Origin of the sequence: Streptomyces sp. NPDC059695, from assembly GCF_042733785.1 — a bacterium.
Lineage (GTDB): Bacteria > Actinomycetota > Actinomycetes > Streptomycetales > Streptomycetaceae > Streptomyces.
The window spans coordinates 38,273-53,233 of record NZ_JBHWFF010000044.1; the positions used below are offsets into that span (position 1 = coordinate 38,273).

At 74.2% G+C, this 14,961-nt stretch carries 10 protein-coding genes; 5 read left to right on the forward strand and 5 right to left on the reverse strand.

The window, feature by feature from the left end; translation table 11 throughout:
* Positions 1–25 precede the first annotated feature (25 nt).
* Positions 26–2,581 carry an alpha-glucan family phosphorylase gene (gene glgP, locus ACFV2S_RS34030; RefSeq protein WP_385568482.1) on the forward strand — a complete coding sequence of 852 codons (2,556 nt, stop codon included), beginning with the start codon at positions 26–28 and terminating at the stop codon, positions 2,579–2,581.
* Positions 2,582–2,590: 9 nt separating this feature from the next.
* Here the strand turns inward: glgP and ACFV2S_RS34035 are convergent, their stop codons facing one another.
* The 5 genes from ACFV2S_RS34035 to ACFV2S_RS34055 all read right to left on the reverse strand — a co-directional run bounded on the left by ACFV2S_RS34035 (position 2,591) and on the right by ACFV2S_RS34055 (position 10,987).
* Positions 2,591–4,099 (reverse strand): sensor histidine kinase, encoded by a 1,509-nt coding sequence (locus tag ACFV2S_RS34035; protein ID WP_385568487.1) that lies wholly within the window; start codon positions 4,097–4,099, stop codon positions 2,591–2,593.
* A complete protein-coding gene (locus tag ACFV2S_RS34040; RefSeq protein WP_385568492.1) occupies positions 4,092–4,748 on the reverse strand; it encodes a response regulator in 657 nt (218 codons plus the stop codon). Before ACFV2S_RS34040 ends, ACFV2S_RS34035 begins: the two co-directional genes overlap by 8 nt.
* Positions 4,749–4,823: 75 nt before the next feature.
* Positions 4,824–6,848 carry a M4 family metallopeptidase gene (locus ACFV2S_RS34045; protein WP_385568496.1) on the reverse strand — a complete coding sequence of 675 codons (2,025 nt, stop codon included), beginning with the start codon at positions 6,846–6,848 and terminating at the stop codon, positions 4,824–4,826.
* A 564-nt stretch (positions 6,849–7,412) separates the two neighbouring features.
* Positions 7,413–9,212, reverse strand: a complete 1,800-nt coding sequence (locus ACFV2S_RS34050; RefSeq protein WP_385568499.1) for an ABC transporter ATP-binding protein — start codon at positions 9,210–9,212, stop codon at positions 7,413–7,415.
* The gene (locus ACFV2S_RS34055) at positions 9,209–10,987 is read right to left on the reverse strand and encodes an ABC transporter ATP-binding protein (protein ID WP_385568503.1); all 1,779 of its coding nucleotides are present in this window, start codon (positions 10,985–10,987) and stop codon (positions 9,209–9,211) included. Before ACFV2S_RS34055 ends, ACFV2S_RS34050 begins: the two co-directional genes overlap by 4 nt.
* Before the next feature lie 138 nt (positions 10,988–11,125).
* On the opposite strand from ACFV2S_RS34055, the gene ACFV2S_RS34060 reads away from it, so the two are divergent.
* From ACFV2S_RS34060 to ACFV2S_RS34075, 4 genes are read left to right on the forward strand one after another with little or no spacing between them, the layout of a single operon-like run.
* Positions 11,126–12,028 carry an ABC transporter ATP-binding protein gene (locus tag ACFV2S_RS34060; protein ID WP_385568506.1) on the forward strand — a complete coding sequence of 301 codons (903 nt, stop codon included), beginning with the start codon at positions 11,126–11,128 and terminating at the stop codon, positions 12,026–12,028.
* Positions 12,025–12,774 (forward strand): ABC transporter permease, encoded by a 750-nt coding sequence (locus tag ACFV2S_RS34065; RefSeq protein WP_385568510.1) that lies wholly within the window; start codon positions 12,025–12,027, stop codon positions 12,772–12,774. The genes ACFV2S_RS34060 and ACFV2S_RS34065 overlap by 4 nt, the downstream gene beginning before the upstream one ends.
* Before the next feature lie 15 nt (positions 12,775–12,789).
* A complete protein-coding gene (locus ACFV2S_RS34070; protein WP_385568514.1) occupies positions 12,790–14,088 on the forward strand; it encodes a sensor histidine kinase in 1,299 nt (432 codons plus the stop codon).
* Positions 14,085–14,726 carry a response regulator gene (locus ACFV2S_RS34075; protein ID WP_385568519.1) on the forward strand — a complete coding sequence of 214 codons (642 nt, stop codon included), beginning with the start codon at positions 14,085–14,087 and terminating at the stop codon, positions 14,724–14,726. The genes ACFV2S_RS34070 and ACFV2S_RS34075 overlap by 4 nt, the downstream gene beginning before the upstream one ends.
* Positions 14,727–14,961: the final 235 nt, after the last annotated feature.

A 14,961-nucleotide genomic window follows, 5' to 3' on the forward strand; every position in this document is an offset into this window, starting at 1 on the left:
GCACTCGCCTGCGAAGGTGGACAACGTGAAGGCAATCCGTCGATTCACCGTGCGTCCCGTCCTCCCCGACACCCTTCGACCCCTCGCCGACCTCGCGCACAACCTGCGGTGGTCCTGGCACGAGCCGACCCGCGAGCTCTTCGCGTCCCTGGCCCCCGAGGGCCCGGCCGGCACCGATCCCGTCCGGGTCCTGGGCGCCCTCGAAGCGCCCCGGCTCGCCGCGCTCGCCGCCGACCAGGAGTTCCTGGCCCGGCTGCGCACCGCCGCCGAGGACCTCGACCGCTATCTGCACGCCCCCCGCTGGTACCAGGGCCGCCCCGGCGACGCCCCGGCCGCCGTCGCCTACTTCTCGCCCGAGTTCGGCGTCGCCGCCGCCCTGCCCCAGTACTCCGGCGGCCTCGGCATCCTCGCCGGCGACCACCTCAAGTCCGCGAGCGACCTCGGCGTCCCGCTGATCGGCGTCGGCCTGCTCTACCGGCACGGCTACTTCCGGCAGTCCCTCGGCCGGGACGGCTGGCAGCAGGAGCAGTACCCCGTCCTCGACCCCGGCGAGCTGCCCGTCGCCCTGCTCCGCGAGGACGACGGCACCCCCGCCCGGATCACCCTCGCGCTGCCCGGCGGCCGCAGCCTCCACGCCCACCTGTGGATCGCCCGGGTCGGCCGCGTGCCGCTCCTCATGCTCGACTCCGACGTCGAGGAGAACGCCCCCGGCGAACGGTCCGTCACCGACCGGCTGTACGGCGGCGGCAGCGAGCACCGGCTCCTCCAGGAGATGCTCCTCGGCATCGGCGGCGTCCGCGCCGTCCGCACCTACACCCGGCTCACCGGCCACCCCGAGCCCGAGGTCTTCCACACCAACGAGGGCCACGCCGGCTTCCTCGGCCTCGAACGCGTCCGCGAACTCCAGGGCGAGGGGCTCGACTTCGACAGCGCCCTGGAGACGGTCCGGGCCGGGACCGTCTTCACCACCCACACCCCCGTCCCGGCCGGCATCGACCGCTTCGACCGGGCCCTCGTCGCCCGCCACCTCGGCGAGGACGGCGCCCTCCCCGGCGTCGACCTCGGCCGGATCCTCGCCCTCGGCGACGAGACCCGGCTCGGCGGCGAGCCCGGCGTCTTCAACATGGCCGCCATGGGCCTGCGCCTCGCCCAGCGCGCCAACGGCGTCTCCACCCTCCACGGCGCCGTCAGCCGCTCCATGTTCGCCGGACTCTGGCCGGGCTTCGACACCGACGAGGTGCCCGTCACCTCCGTCACCAACGGCGTCCACGCCCCCACCTGGGTCGCCCCCGAGGTCACCCGCCGCTCCCCGGACGCGGGCGACCGTGAGCTCTGGGAGCTGCGCCGCACCCTGCGCGAACGGCTCGTCACCGACGTACGGGAGCGGCTGCGGGCCTCCTGGCGGCAGCGCGGCGCCGCCGCCGCCGAACTCGGCTGGACCGAGACCGTCCTCGACCCCGACGTCCTCACCATCGGCTTCGCCCGCCGCGTCCCCTCGTACAAGCGGCTCACCCTGATGCTGCGGGACAAGGACCGGCTGCGGGCGCTGCTCCTCCACCCCGAGCGGCCCGTGCAGCTCGTCGTCGCGGGCAAGGCCCACCCGGCGGACGACGGCGGGAAGCGGCTCGTGCAGGAACTCGTCCGGTTCGCCGACGACCCCCGCGTCCGGCACCGGATCGTCTTCCTGCCCGACTACGGCATGGAGATGGCCCGCGGCCTCTACCCCGGCTGCGACGTCTGGCTCAACAACCCGCTGCGCCCCCTGGAGGCCTGCGGCACCAGCGGCATGAAGGCCGCCCTCAACGGCTGCCTCAACCTCTCCGTCCTCGACGGCTGGTGGGACGAGTGGTTCCGGCCGGACTTCGGCTGGGCCATCCCCACCGCCGACGGCGCGGCCGCCGCCGACGAGGACCGCCGCGACGACCTGGAGGCCGCCGCCCTCTACGAGCTGATCGAGCGCCGGGTCGCGCCCCGCTTCTACGACCGGGGCCCCGACGGGGTGCCGGCCGGTTGGACGGCCATGGTCCAGCGCACCCTCGCCGACCTCGGCCCGAAGGTCCTCGCCGACCGGATGGTCCGCGAGTACGTCGAGCGGCTGTACGTGCCCGCCGCCGGCGCCCGCCGGGCGCTGACCCCGGACCGGGCGCGGGACCTGGCCGCCTGGAAGGCCAGGGTCCGGGAGGCCTGGCCCCGGGTGACCGTCGACCACGTCGAGGTCGGCGACGGACTCGCGGACGACCTCGCCGACGCCGAGCTGGGCGCCACGCCCGTCGTCCGCGTGCGGGTCGCGCTCGGGACGCTCGGCCCGGACGACGTCGAGGTGCAGGCCGTCACCGGCCGGGTCGACGCCGACGACACCCTCGCCGCCACCCGTACCGTCACCCTCAAGCCGGCCGGCGGCCCCGACCTGGAGGGACGGCTGCCCTACGCGGGCACCCTGGAGCTCGACCGGACCGGCTCCTTCGGCTGCACCGTCCGCGTCCTGCCCGCCCACCCCCTGCTCGCCCACCCGGCCGAACTCGGCCTCGTCGCCCTTCCGGAGGAGACCTCGGGGGAGGGCGCGGGAGTGCTGCTGCGGTAGCGCCGTCCCCTAGGGCACCTCGGCCCGGTCGGCGAGGTGCCCGCCGGCGAAGCAGAGCCGGTACACCGGGATCGCGGCAAGCATCGTGGACCGGTAGTACCGGCACTCGTCCATGCCGGGCGGCTCCGCCGGGGCGCGCGCCGGCGGGGCGTCCAGCGGGCGGTCGGGCAGGTCGCCGGAGAGCTCCGCGAGCGACTGCCCGATCCGCGTCCGGGCGTAGTCCTCCGGCTCCAGGTACGACTGGTGCTGGGTCCAGAGGGCGACCCCCGCCATCAGCAGGCCGAGCCCGCCGAGGAGCGCCAGCGGGATCCAGATCGCCCGCGCGAGGCCCCTGCGGACCTCACGGCGGGCCCGGTCCAGCTCCCGCGCCGAGGTCGGCGCGGCCGGCAGCGGCGCCGGGGGGTTCCGGGGCAGGACGGCCTCCAGGAGGAACCCGCCGTCCCCGGTGACCCCGTGCGCCAGCGCACCGCCCGCCAGCCGCACCCGCTCGTCGAGCCCGACGAGCCCGGTCCCGCCGGAGGGCCCCGCCGCGCCCGCCGTGCCCGGGCCGCTGACCAGCCGGACCCGGACGTCCGCCGCGTCCTGGGCGACCTCGACCGAGACCGCCGCGCCCGGCGCGTGCTTGGCCGCGTTCGTCAGGCCCTCCTGGACGACCCGGTGCAGGGCGAGGCCCGACATCCCCGGCAGGGTCGGCACCGGCGCCGGGGTGAGCGTCACGTCGAGGCCCGACGCGCGGGCCCGGGCCGTCAGCTCCTCGACCGTCTCCCCGGGCGGGGTCGTCGGCGCCCCGGCGCCGTCCTCCCGCAGCACCCCGATGATGTCCCGCAGCCGGGCCGTGGCGTCGGCCGCGGCGCGCCGCAGCTCGCCGGCCGCGTGCTGCTGCGCGGGGCCGAGCCCCGGGTCGACCTCCAGGACGCCCGCCCGGACGGCGATCAGGGCCAGGTCGTGGCCGAGGGAGTCGTGCATGTCGCCCGCGATCCGTGACCGTTCCCGCAGCCGCTCCCGGTCGGCGACGGCCGCCTGCTCCCGCTCCATCCGGTCGGCGAGCTCCCAGCCGCTGCGCACCAGCCGGTCGTACTGGCGCACGTACCGGCCGATCAGCCAGGGCGCCACGACCGCGAGGGCCAGCGTGAGCAGCAGCGTGAACCACTGGCCGAGGGAGGTGCCCGTGACCGTCGTCAGGAGCAGCCCCGCCGCGGCGACCGCGCCGAACAGCCACAGCGCCGCCCGGGTCCGCTCCTGCCGCCTCCCGGCGAGATAGCCGAAGGCGAGGAGCGCCGGGCTGTACGAGGCGGTGAACAGTTCCAGGGTGGAGGACAGGCTCACCGCGGCCACGACGGCGACCGGCACCGGCGGCCACCGCCGGGCGACCGCCGCGCAGCCGCCCAGGAGCACCACGCCCACGACGACCTCGGGCCAGCTCCCGCCGTCGTTCGGGTCCGACTTCAGCAGCACGGGCACGCACAGCAGCAGCCAGAGCCCCAGGTCGAAGAGGTGCTCACGGGCCCGCTCACGCATCGGGGACCAGGCCCGCCTCGTACGCCAGGACGGCCAGCTGGACCCGGTTGCGCAGCCCGAGCCGGCCGAGGACGGCGCTCACGTGCGCCTTGACGGTGCCTTCGACGACGTACATGCGGTCGGCGATCTCCTGGTTGGAGAGTCCGGCGCCGAGGAGCGCGACGACCTCGCGCTCCCGGCCCGTGAGCGGTTCCAGGCGGGAGCGGGCACGGGCCGCGCGGGTGAACCTCTCGCCGCCGAGGGTGTCGATGACCCGCCGGGCGACCGTGGGGGAGAGGGCCGCGCCGCCGCCGGCCACCGCCCTGATCCCGGCGATCAGTTCGCGGGGGTCCCCGGACTTGAGGAGGAAGCCGCTCACGCCGCTGCCCAGCGCCCGGGCGATGGAGGTGTCCTCGGAGAAGGTGGTGAGCATGACGACGGCCGCGCCCGGCACCGCCGTGCGCAGCTCCTCGGCCGCGCCGAGCCCGTCGAGCCGGGGCATCCGGATGTCGAGCAGGACCACGTCGGGGCGGTGCTCGCGGGCGAGCTCCACGGCCTCGTGTCCGTCACCGGCCTCGGCCACCACCTCGATGCCGGGGTCGCTGCCGAGGATGGCCCGCACCCCGGCCCTGATCATCGTCTCGTCGTCCGCAAGCAGCACCCTGATCATGCCGTTCAGGGTATGCAGACGGGCGGGCGCCCGGAGGGAAGGTTCCCTCCGGGCGCCCGTTGCTTCGTTCCGGCCTTACGGGAAGGTCAGCTTGAAGCTGTTGATGTAGCCGGTGTCGATCGACGCCTTGTCCTGGACGCGGAGCTTCCAGACGCCGTTGGCGACCTCGGAGGAGGCGTTCACGGTGTAGGTCTGGTTGATGTTGTCCGCGCTGCCGCCGGCCCGGTTGCTGAGGTTGTAGACCGAGCCGTCGGGGGCGATCAGGTCGACGATCAGGTCACCGATGTAGGTGTGGACGATGTCCACGCCGACCTTGAGCGTCGAGGGCGCGTTGCCCGCGACACCGGAGACCGTCAGGGACGAGGTGACCGCGGCGCCGTTGTCCGGGATGGAGACGTCGGCGTCGTTGGTGAAGACCGTGCCGCCGCCGGGGCCGCCGGGGCGGGAGCCGACGTTGATCCCGGCCCAGGCGTTCTCGACGGCCGTGACCTCGGCGCTGCCCGCGCCGTACAGCTCGGTGGCCGCCGCGACGGTGCCCGTGCGGGCGCCGGCGTAGTTGGTCGACGAGCCGAACTTGGTGGTGAGCGCCTTGAACCAGATCAGGCGGGCCTTGTCGATGCCGATGCCGGTGACCGGCAGGCCGTCGGAGGTCGGCGAGTCGTAGCTCACGCCGTTGACGACCTTGGCGCCGCTGCCCTCGGAGAGCAGGTAGAAGAAGTGGTTCGCCGGGCCCGAGGAGTAGTGGACGTCGATCGAGCCGATGCCGGAGTACCACGCGTCCTTCGACGCGCCGTCCTTGCTCGGCTTGTCCATGTAGCGCAGCGGGGTGCCGTTGCCGTTGATGTCGATCTTCTCGCCGACGAGGTAGTCGCCCTTGTCGTTGGCGTTGTTGGCGTAGAACTCGACGGCCGCCGCGAAGATGTCCGAGGTGGCCTCGTTGAGGCCGCCGGACTCGCCGCTGTAGGTCAGGTTGGCGGTGGCGGCGGTGACGCCGTGCGTCATCTCGTGGGCGGCCACGTCGATGGACGTGAGCGGCTTGCTGTTGCCCGAGCCGTCGCCGTACGTCATGCAGAAGCAGCTGTCCTGCCAGAACGCGTTGACGTAGGCGTTGCCGTAGTGGACCCGGGAGTACGCGCCGACGCCGTCACCGCGGATGCCGGAGCGGCCGTGCACGTTCTTGTAGTAGTCCCAGGTGAGCGCGGCGCCGTAGTGGGCGTCGGCGCCGGCCGTCTCCTTGTTGGAGGGGAGGCCGTTGCCCCACGTGTCCGTGGTGTTGGTGAACAGCGTCCCGGTGCCGGACGAACCACCGTTGAGGTTGTACGTCTTGTGGTTGCCGCGGCCGGTGTCGGTCAGCGTGTACGAGGGCGCGGTGCCGAGGGTCACCTGGCCGCTGTACTGCGTGTTGCCGATGCCGTTCTCGACGCCCTGCCACTCGTAGAGCTTCGCGCCGGTCTTGGCGTCCGTCACGACGTGCAGCTCGTTCGGGGTGCCGTCGTGCTGGAGGCCGCCGACGACGGTCTCGTACGCGAGGACGGGCGCGCCCTGGGCCATCCAGACGACCTTGCGCGGGGCGCGGTCGGCGGCGGCCTTCTTCGAGCCCTCCGCGGCGGCGCGGCCGACGGCCTGCTTCTCCGCGGCGGCCGGGGCCACGGCGGCGGCGAGGTCGACGTTCTTGAGCTCGGCGCGGTTGGACTTGATCACGCCGGTGGTGGCGCCGGCCTTGGTCTCGGCGACGATCAGGTCACCGCCGAGGACGGGCAGTCCGGCGTAGGTGCGCTCGTAGCGCGTGTGGGTCGTGCCGTCGCGGTCCTGGACGACGTCACGGACGACCAGCTTCTCCTGGGCGCCGAGGCCGAGGGACTTGGCCGTGGCGGCCTTGTCCGCGTCCGCCGCCTTGATGAGCGCGGAGCGCTGGGCGGGGGAGAGGTCGGCCGGGAGCTTGCCGGGGTTGGCCTTGCCGGCGGACAGCGCCTTGGGGGCCGCGGCGAAGGTGTCGGTGCCGGCGGAGGCGGTGCCGGCCTGCACACCGATGGTGAGCATGGCGGCGGCGGCGATCAGAGCGCCGGTCGCGGTGGCGCGGCGGCTGGGCGTGGATCTCACGCAGACTCCTAATGCGAGGGGGGTACCGGCGGCCTTGGGTGAGTCCGTCCGGGCGGTGCAAGGAGAGCTGTGGAGCACGTTCGGGTGAAGCGGTGAACTGTGGTGCGAACAACCGGGGAGAGAGTTGCAGGAATGACGGGGACCTGTCAGGACCGCGTCGGGAAGTTGGCCGGAAATCGTCCGGTGCTCGTAGGGCCGTGTTCGTTAACCGGACGTTTCGTCGATCATGGTCTCGATGCCGTCCCACGTTCGCCGAAGCCCGAATCCGACGTGTGTCTCCGGGCCGAGGGAGCGTCGTGGCCCGCCGCGCCCGTCACGGGTGACCGTGGCGAGGAGGGGATACGCGGGAGCCGACGGCATCACGTCGCAGCGTGGCGCGTTCTGTTCCCTCCACGAGACCTCCGACGGCCCCGCGCCGAGCCGCGCCGGTCCCTCCGGTGAGGACCGGCGCCGCCCGCTTCGGGTGAGGACCTGCGCCGCCCGGCCCCCGTGAGGACCGGCGCCGCCCGGCCCCCGTGAGGACCGGCGCCGCCGGGCCCCCGTGAGGACCGGCGCCGCCGGCCCTCACCCCACCAGGCTGTCCCGCCAGGCCTGGTGCAGACCCGCGTAGTGCCCCTCGCCCCGCACCAGGGCCGACGGCCGGCCGTCCTCGACGATCCGGCCCGCCTCCATCACCAGGACCCGGTCCGCCACCTCGACCGTGGACAGACGGTGGGCGATCACCACCGCCGTACGGCCCGCCAGGACCGTGTCCATCGCCCGCTGCACCGCCCGCTCCCCCGGCACGTCGAGCGAACTCGTGGCCTCGTCCAGGATCAGCACCGCCGGGTCCGCGAGCAGCGCCCGGGCGAAGGCCACCAGCTGGCGCTGGCCCGCGGAGATGCGGCCGCCGCGCTTGCGGACGTCCGTGTCGTAGCCGTCCGGGAGCGTCGTGATGAAGTCGTGCGCCCCGATCGCCTTCGCCGCGTTCTCGATCTCCGCGCGCGTCGCGTCCGGGCGGCCGATCGCGATGTTCTCCGCGACCGTGCCCGAGAACAGGAAGGCCTCCTGCGTCACCATCACCACACCGCGCCGCAGGTCGGCGGTGGTGAGGTCGCGCAGGTCCACGCCGTCCAGCTCCACGCTGCCCGCGGTCGGGTCGTAGAAGCGGGCCAGGAGCTTCGCCAGGGTCGACTTGCCCGCGCCCGTCGCGCCCACGACCGCCACCGTCTGGCCCGCCGGGATCGTCAGGTCGAACGCGGGCAGGACCTCGCCGCCCGTCCGGTAGGCGAAGCCGACGCCGGAGAAGGTGATCCGGCGACCGCCCGAGCGCGGCGGCAGCTCCTTGGGCGCGGCCGTCTCCGGTACCCCCGGCTCCTGCGCGAGGAGCCCGGCGATCTTGGCGAGGGACGCCGCCGCCGACTCGTACGAGTTCAGGAACATGCCGAGGCGGTCGATCGGGTCGTACAGGCGGCGCATGTAGAGCACCGCCGCCGCGAGCACGCCCAGTTCGAGCGTTCCCGACGCCACGCGGTACGCGCCCCACAGACACATGCCGGCGACCGCCGTGTTCGCCACCAGGCGGGAGCCGACCACGTACCGGGCCATTTCGAGGAGCGCGTCGCCGTTGCTGCGCTCGTGACGGTGGTTCAGCCGCGCGAACTCGGTGTCGTTGGCCCGCTCGCGACGGAACGCGCGGACCGGGCGGATGCCGTTCATCGTCTCCGCGAACTTCACGATCACGCCCGCGATCGCCGTGGAACGCTCCGCGTACACCCGGCCCGCGCGGGCCCGGTAGAGGTGGACGAGGAGGTACAGCGGGAGGAAGCTCGCCACCGCCACCGCGCCGATGCCCCAGTCCAGCCAGAGCAGGATCAGGGAGATCGACACGAAGGAGAGGACCACGCCGATGAGCTCCTGGAGGCCTTCCTGGAGCAGCTCGCGCAGTGACTCGACGTCCGTCGTCGAGCGGGAGATCAGCCGGCCCGAGGTGTACCGCTCGTGGAAGTCGACGCTCAGGAGCTGCGCGTGGCGGAAGATCCGGCCGCGCAGGTCCAGCAGCACGTCCTGGCTGATCCCGGCCGCACCGCGCACGAACACGTACTGCAGGGCGCCCGAGAGGCTCGCGCAGAACAGGTAGCCGAGCGCCACGGCGATCACCGGCCCGTGGTCCCCGGCGCGGAAGGCCGGCACCCCGCGGTCGATGGCGTACGCGACGAGCAGCGGTCCCGCCTGGAGCGCCGCCTCCCGGAGCAGGAGGACCAGGGACGCGATCACGAGACGGGCGCGGTGGGGGCGCAGGAGGGACCGGAGCAGCGCTCCCGTCGCCCCCCGCGGTGCCGGGAGGTCGTCGCGGTCGAAGGGGTCGGCCGGGGTTTCCGTCATCGGTTCTCGGTCCCTTCGCCGGACATCAGCCAGGCGTACTCGGTGCTGGTGCGCAGCAGTTCCTGATGGGTGCCCACGGCCGTGATCCTGCCCCGCGAGAGCAGCGCGACCCGGTCGGCGAGCATCACCGTCGACGGGCGGTGCGCCACGACCAGGGCCGTCGTCTCCCGCAGCACCTCGCGCAGGGCCGCCTCCACCCGGGCCTCCGTGTGGACGTCGAGCGCCGAGAGCGGGTCGTCCAGGACCAGGAAGCGGGGCCGGCCGACCACCGCGCGGGCCAGGGCGAGACGCTGCCGCTGGCCGCCCGACAGGCTGAGGCCCTGCTCGCCGACCTGGGTCCCCGTGCCGTCCGGGAGCCGGTCGACGAAGCCGTCCGCCTGGGCGACGCCCAGGGCGCGCCGGAGCTCCGGTTCGCCGGCCCCCTCCGCGCCCATCAGGACGTTCTCGCCGACGCTCGCCGAGAACAGCGTCGGCTCCTCGAAGGCCATCGACACCAGGGCGCGGAGCTTCTGCCGTTCCATGAGGGCGATGTCCTCGCCGTCGAGGAGGATGCGGCCGGCCGTCGCCTCGTGCAGGCGCGGGACGAGGGCCGTGAGCGTCGTCTTGCCGGAGCCCGTGCCGCCGACCAGGGCCAGCGTCTCGCCGGGGCGGATGTGCAGGTCGACGCCGTCCAGGACGGGCGGTGTCCCGTCCGGGGCGTCCGGGTAGCGGAAGGTGACGTTCTCGAAGCGGACCCCGTCCGGGGTGCCGCCGGCCGCGTCGGTCCCGGCCGTCTCCGGCTCCTCCGGCGCGTCCATCACCTCGAAGTAGCGTTCCGTCGCGGTCGCCGCCTCCTGGCTCATCGCGAGCAGGAAGCCGATCGACTCGACCGGCCAGCGCAGGGCCAGGGCCGTCGAGAGGAACGCGACGAGGGTGCCCGCCGACAGGTCCCCGTCGGCGACCCGCACCGTGCCCAGCACCAGGGCCGCGCCGATGGCGAGTTCCGGTACGACGGTGATGACCGCCCAGATCATGGCGAGCAGCCGGGCCTTGACCAGTTCCGTGCCGCGCAGCCGTCCGGCGAGCTCGCGGAACGCCCGGGCCTGGCTGCGGTGCCGCCCGAAGCCCTTCACGATCCGGATGCCGAGGACGCTCTCCTCGACGACCGTCGTCAGATCGCCGACCTGGTCCTGCGCCGCGCGCGCCACCGCCCCGTACCGGCGCTCGAAGCGGTTGGACACGAGGACCAGCGGCAGCACCGGCGCGAGCAGCAGCAGGCCCAGGGCCCAGTCCTGGGCCAGCAGCAGGACGTAGCCGGCGAGGATCGTGACGCCGTTGACCAGCAGGAAGGTCAGGGGGAAGGCCAGGAACATGCGGACCAGCATCAGGTCCGTCGTCCCGCGCGAGAGCAGCTGGCCGGACGCCCAGCGGTCGTGGAAGGCGATCGGCAGGCGCTGGAGCCTGCCGAACAGGTCGGCGCGCATCCGGGCCTCCACGGAGGACAGCGGACGCGCCACCAGCCAGCGGCGGTAGCCGAACAGGACGGCCTCGGTGATCCCGAGGAGCAGGAGGTACAGCGCCCCCAGCCACACGCCCCCGGGGTCCCGGTCCGCGACGGGGCCGTCCACCAGCCACTTCAGGACGAGCGGGATGACCAGCGACAGACAGGAGGCGACGATCGCGACGGCCGCGGCCGTGAACAGCCGGGCCCGCACGGGCCGCACGTACGGCCAGAGGCGGAGCAGGACGCGAACGGTCGAGCGGTCGGGGCGCGGGGGGATCGGTTTCTCGGGCATCAGGTCCGACCCTACGGTTCACCCCTGTCACCGCTCACCCGGTTTTCGGTCGTACCCCGGCATCCACCGATCGGATGATGCCGGTTCGAGCGCGATGGCCGATGGGCGGGAGGACGCCCGCTCGGCAGTCTGGGGGACATGACAGCGATCGAGGTGCGGGGACTGCACAAGACGTACGGCGGCCGGAAGGTCGTCGACGGGGTTTCGTTCGAGGTCGGCGAGGGGGAGATCTTCGGGATCCTCGGCCCCAACGGCGCCGGCAAGACCACCACGGTGGAGTGCGTCGAGGGACTGCGGACCCCCGACGCGGGGACGGTGCGGGTGTGCGGGTACGACCCCCGCACCCGGCGCGACGAGCTCACCCGGGTGCTCGGGGTACAGCTCCAGGAGAGCGACCTCCAGGCCAAGCTGACCGTCCGCGAGGCGCTCGACCTGTACGCCTCCTTCTACGAGCGCCCCGCCGACCGGCAGGAGCTCGCCGGGCGGCTCGGGCTGCTCCCGCACCTGCGGACCCGGTTCGGGAAGCTGTCCGGGGGACAGAAGCAGCGGCTGTTCATCGCCCTCGCGCTCCTCGGCGGCCCCCGGGTCGTCGTCCTCGACGAACTCACCACCGGTCTCGACCCGCGGGCCCGCCGCGACGTCTGGGCGCTCGTGGAGTCGCTCCGGGACTCCGGGGTGACCGTGCTGCTCGTCACGCACTTCATGGAGGAGGCCCAGCGGCTCTGCGACCGGATCGCCGTCCTCGACCACGGGCGGATCGCCGCGCTCGACACCCCGGAGGGACTCATCGGGCGGACCTCCGCCGCCAAGGAGATCTCCTTCGACGCGGACACCCCGATCGCCCCGGAGGTACTGCGCGCCCTGCCCGGCGCGGTGTCCGTCGCGACGGCGGACGGCCGGACGGTCGTCGCCGGCACCGAGGAGACCGTCGCCTCCTTCGTCTCCCTCCTCGCCCGCGAGGGCGTCATGGCCGGCCAGCTCCGGGTCGCCGACGCCACCCTCGACGACGCCTACCTCGACCTGACGGGAACCGACCGATGAGCACCTCCAGCCCCGCCGTGACCGTCCTGCGCACCGAGATCCGGCTCTTCGGCCGGGAACCCGCCGCCCTGTTCTGGGTGATGGTCTCGCCCACGGTGCTGCTCGTGATCCTCGGCCTGATCCCCTCCTTCCGGGAGGCGTCCGAGGACCTCGGGGGACGCCGCGTCATCGACGTGTACGTGCCCGTGTCCGTGCTCTTCGCCCTGATCATGTCCGGGCTCCAGGCCATGCCCCCGGTCCTCGCCGCCTACCGCGAACGCGGCATCCTCCGCCGGATGTCCACCACACCCGTCCGGCCCGCGACGCTGCTCACCGCCCAGCTCGTGCTGCACGGCGCCGCCGCGCTCGTCTCCTCGCTCCTCGCGATCACGGTGGGGCGGCTCGCCTTCGGCGTCGCCCTCCCGGAGAACCTCGCGGGATACGCGCTCGCCCTGCTGCTCGCCGTCGCCGGCGCCCTGGCCCTCGGCGCGGCCGTGTGCGCGGTGTCCCGGACCCAGAAGATCGCCACCGCCGTCGGCTCGGCCGTCTTCTTCCCCTCCATGTTCACGGCCGGCGTCTGGGTCCCCGTCCAGTCCATGCCCGATACGCTGCAGCGGATCGTCGGGTTCACCCCGCTCGGCGCCGCGTCCGAGGCCCTCGACGCGGCCGCCTCGGGCGGCTGGCCCGCCGGCGCCGCGCTCGGGGCGATGGCCCTGTGGACGGCCGTGCTGACCGGTGCCGCGGTCCGCTGGTTCCGCTGGGAGTAGAGAGGGGGTGGCGGGATGCCCGCCACCATCGAGGAACGCTGGCGGCAGTTCTTCCGCTGGGGACCGTACGGACTGCTCGGCGTCGCCACCGTGATCGCCGTGGGGTCGGCGGACCTGTTCATGGACCGTACGGAGCGGGTGACGGCCGCCGCGCTGGTCGGGGCGGCGCTCCTCCTCCAGGTGCTGTGGCACGTGCGGTGCGCGCGGATCGTCGCGGCCCACGGGTGGGACGACGGCACCCCCGGGGCCGCGCTCGCGCTCGTGCCGGGCGCTCCCGGGCCCGCCTCCGTCGCCCACTTCGCCGTCCGCACCGGGATCGCGTTCGCCCTCACCTGGCTCAACCCGTTCTTCGCGGTCTACGCCTGCGTCGGCTACTTCGACGCCGTCCAGCTGCTGCCCCGCCGGCTCTCCCACGCCGGGATCCTCGTCACCGCCGTCACCATGGCTGGCTCCCAGTCCGGCGGCCTGCCGCCCACCTCCCTCGTCCAGTGGCTCGCCTTCGGCGGCCTCCTCGGCCTCAACGCCGTCCTCTCCCTCGGCTTCTCCCACCTCGCCGAGAAGGACGCCGAGAAGGCCGCCGAGCGGGCCGCCACCATCGCCGAACTCGGCCGCGCCAACACCCGCCTCGAACAGGCCCTCGCCGAGAACTCCACCCTCCAGGCCCAGCTCCTCCTCCAGGCCCGCGAGGCGGGGGTCGCCGACGAGCGGCGCCGCCTCGCCGCCGAGATCCACGACACCATCGCCCAGGGCCTCACCGGGATCGTCACCCAGCTCCAGGCGGCCTCCGCCGCACCCGGTCCGGAGCGCGCCGAGGCGCACCTGCGCCGGGCCGCCGACCTCGCCCGGCACAGCCTCGGCGAGGCCCGCCGCTCCGTGCGGAACCTCGGCCCGGTCGCCCTGGAACACGACGAACTCCCCGAGGCCCTCCGCAAGACGGTCGCCGACTGGGCCGAACGCACCGGCGTCGACGCCCGGTTCACCGTGACCGGCACCGAGGCGCCGCTGCACGACGAGGTCGCCGCGACCCTGCTGCGCATCGCGCAGGAGGCCCTGTCCAACGCCGCCCGCCACTCGGGGGCCGCCCGGGCCGGGGTCACCCTCTCCTACATGGGCGACGAGATCACCCTGGACGTACGGGACGACGGCCGCGGCTTCGACCCGCTCGCCCGCCGCGAACGCCCGGGCGACAGCGGCGGGTTCGGCCTCGACGGCATGCGGGCCCGCGCCGAACGCCTCGCCGGCACGGTCGCCGTGGAGACCGCGCCCGGCGAGGGCACGGCGGTCTCCGCTCGCGTACCGTTGGGCGGGCCATGACTGACATCACGCTCCTGATCGTCGACGACCACCCCGTCGTACGGGACGGCCTGCGCGGCATGTTCGCCGCCGAGGGCTCCGGCTTCCGCGTCCTCGGCGAGGCCCCCGACGGTGTCCGGGGCGTCGAACTCGCCCTGGAACTCGACCCCGACGTCGTCCTCATGGACCTGCGCATGCCCGGCGGCGGCGGAGTGGACGCGATCGCCGAGCTCGGCCGGCGCGGCGCCCGGTCCCGGGTCCTCGTCCTCACCACGTACGACACGGACACCGACACCCTCCCGGCGATCGAGGCCGGCGCCACCGGCTACCTCCTGAAGGACGCGCCCCGCGAGGAGCTGTTCGCGGCGGTGCGGGCCGCCGCCGAGGGCCGCACGGTCCTCTCCCCGGCCGTCGCCTCCCGCCTCGTCACCGCCGTCCGCGCGCCGGCCCCGGCCGACACCGCGCTCTCCGCCCGGGAGGGCGAGATCCTCGCCCTCGTCGCGAAGGGCACGGCGAACCGGGCGATCGCGGCGGAGCTGTTCATCAGCGAGGCGACGGTGAAGACGCACCTCACCCACATCTACGCCAAGCTCGGCGTCAACGACCGCGCGTCGGCGGTCGCCACGGCCTACGACCGCCGCATCCTGGGCGGCCCCTGAACCAGCACGACACCCGCGCCCACGCCCGTGTGGCGCCTCGGGCCGCTGCCCGTGTGGGCAATCGTCCCGCTGGGGCGGGACGGGTGGGCACACGGGACGGCGCCCTCTAGCGGCGCCTCCGCGTTCCGCGCCTAGACCCGCACCACCGGGGCGGCGCACCTGTCGGTGCGGGTCAGGGCGCGGAAGCCTAGGCCCGGCACGGGGCGCCGTCCGTTGTGCCCACCCTCCCCCAAGC

Bases quoted from the DNA above. Each gene is read 5' to 3' on its own strand.
- ACFV2S_RS34035 (WP_385568487.1), bottom strand. From the start codon at position 4,099: ATGCGTGAGCGGGCCCGTGAGCACCTCTTCGACCTGGGGCTCTGGCTG.
- ACFV2S_RS34040 (WP_385568492.1), bottom strand. From the start codon at position 4,748: ATGATCAGGGTGCTGCTTGCGGACGACGAGACGATGATCAGGGCCGGG.
- ACFV2S_RS34050 (WP_385568499.1), bottom strand. From the start codon at position 9,212: ATGACGGAAACCCCGGCCGACCCCTTCGACCGCGACGACCTCCCGGCA.
- ACFV2S_RS34055 (WP_385568503.1), bottom strand. From the start codon at position 10,987: ATGCCCGAGAAACCGATCCCCCCGCGCCCCGACCGCTCGACCGTTCGC.
- ACFV2S_RS34060 (WP_385568506.1), top strand. From the start codon at position 11,126: ATGACAGCGATCGAGGTGCGGGGACTGCACAAGACGTACGGCGGCCGG.
- ACFV2S_RS34065 (WP_385568510.1), top strand. From the start codon at position 12,025: ATGAGCACCTCCAGCCCCGCCGTGACCGTCCTGCGCACCGAGATCCGG.
- ACFV2S_RS34070 (WP_385568514.1), top strand. From the start codon at position 12,790: ATGCCCGCCACCATCGAGGAACGCTGGCGGCAGTTCTTCCGCTGGGGA.
- ACFV2S_RS34075 (WP_385568519.1), top strand. From the start codon at position 14,085: ATGACTGACATCACGCTCCTGATCGTCGACGACCACCCCGTCGTACGG.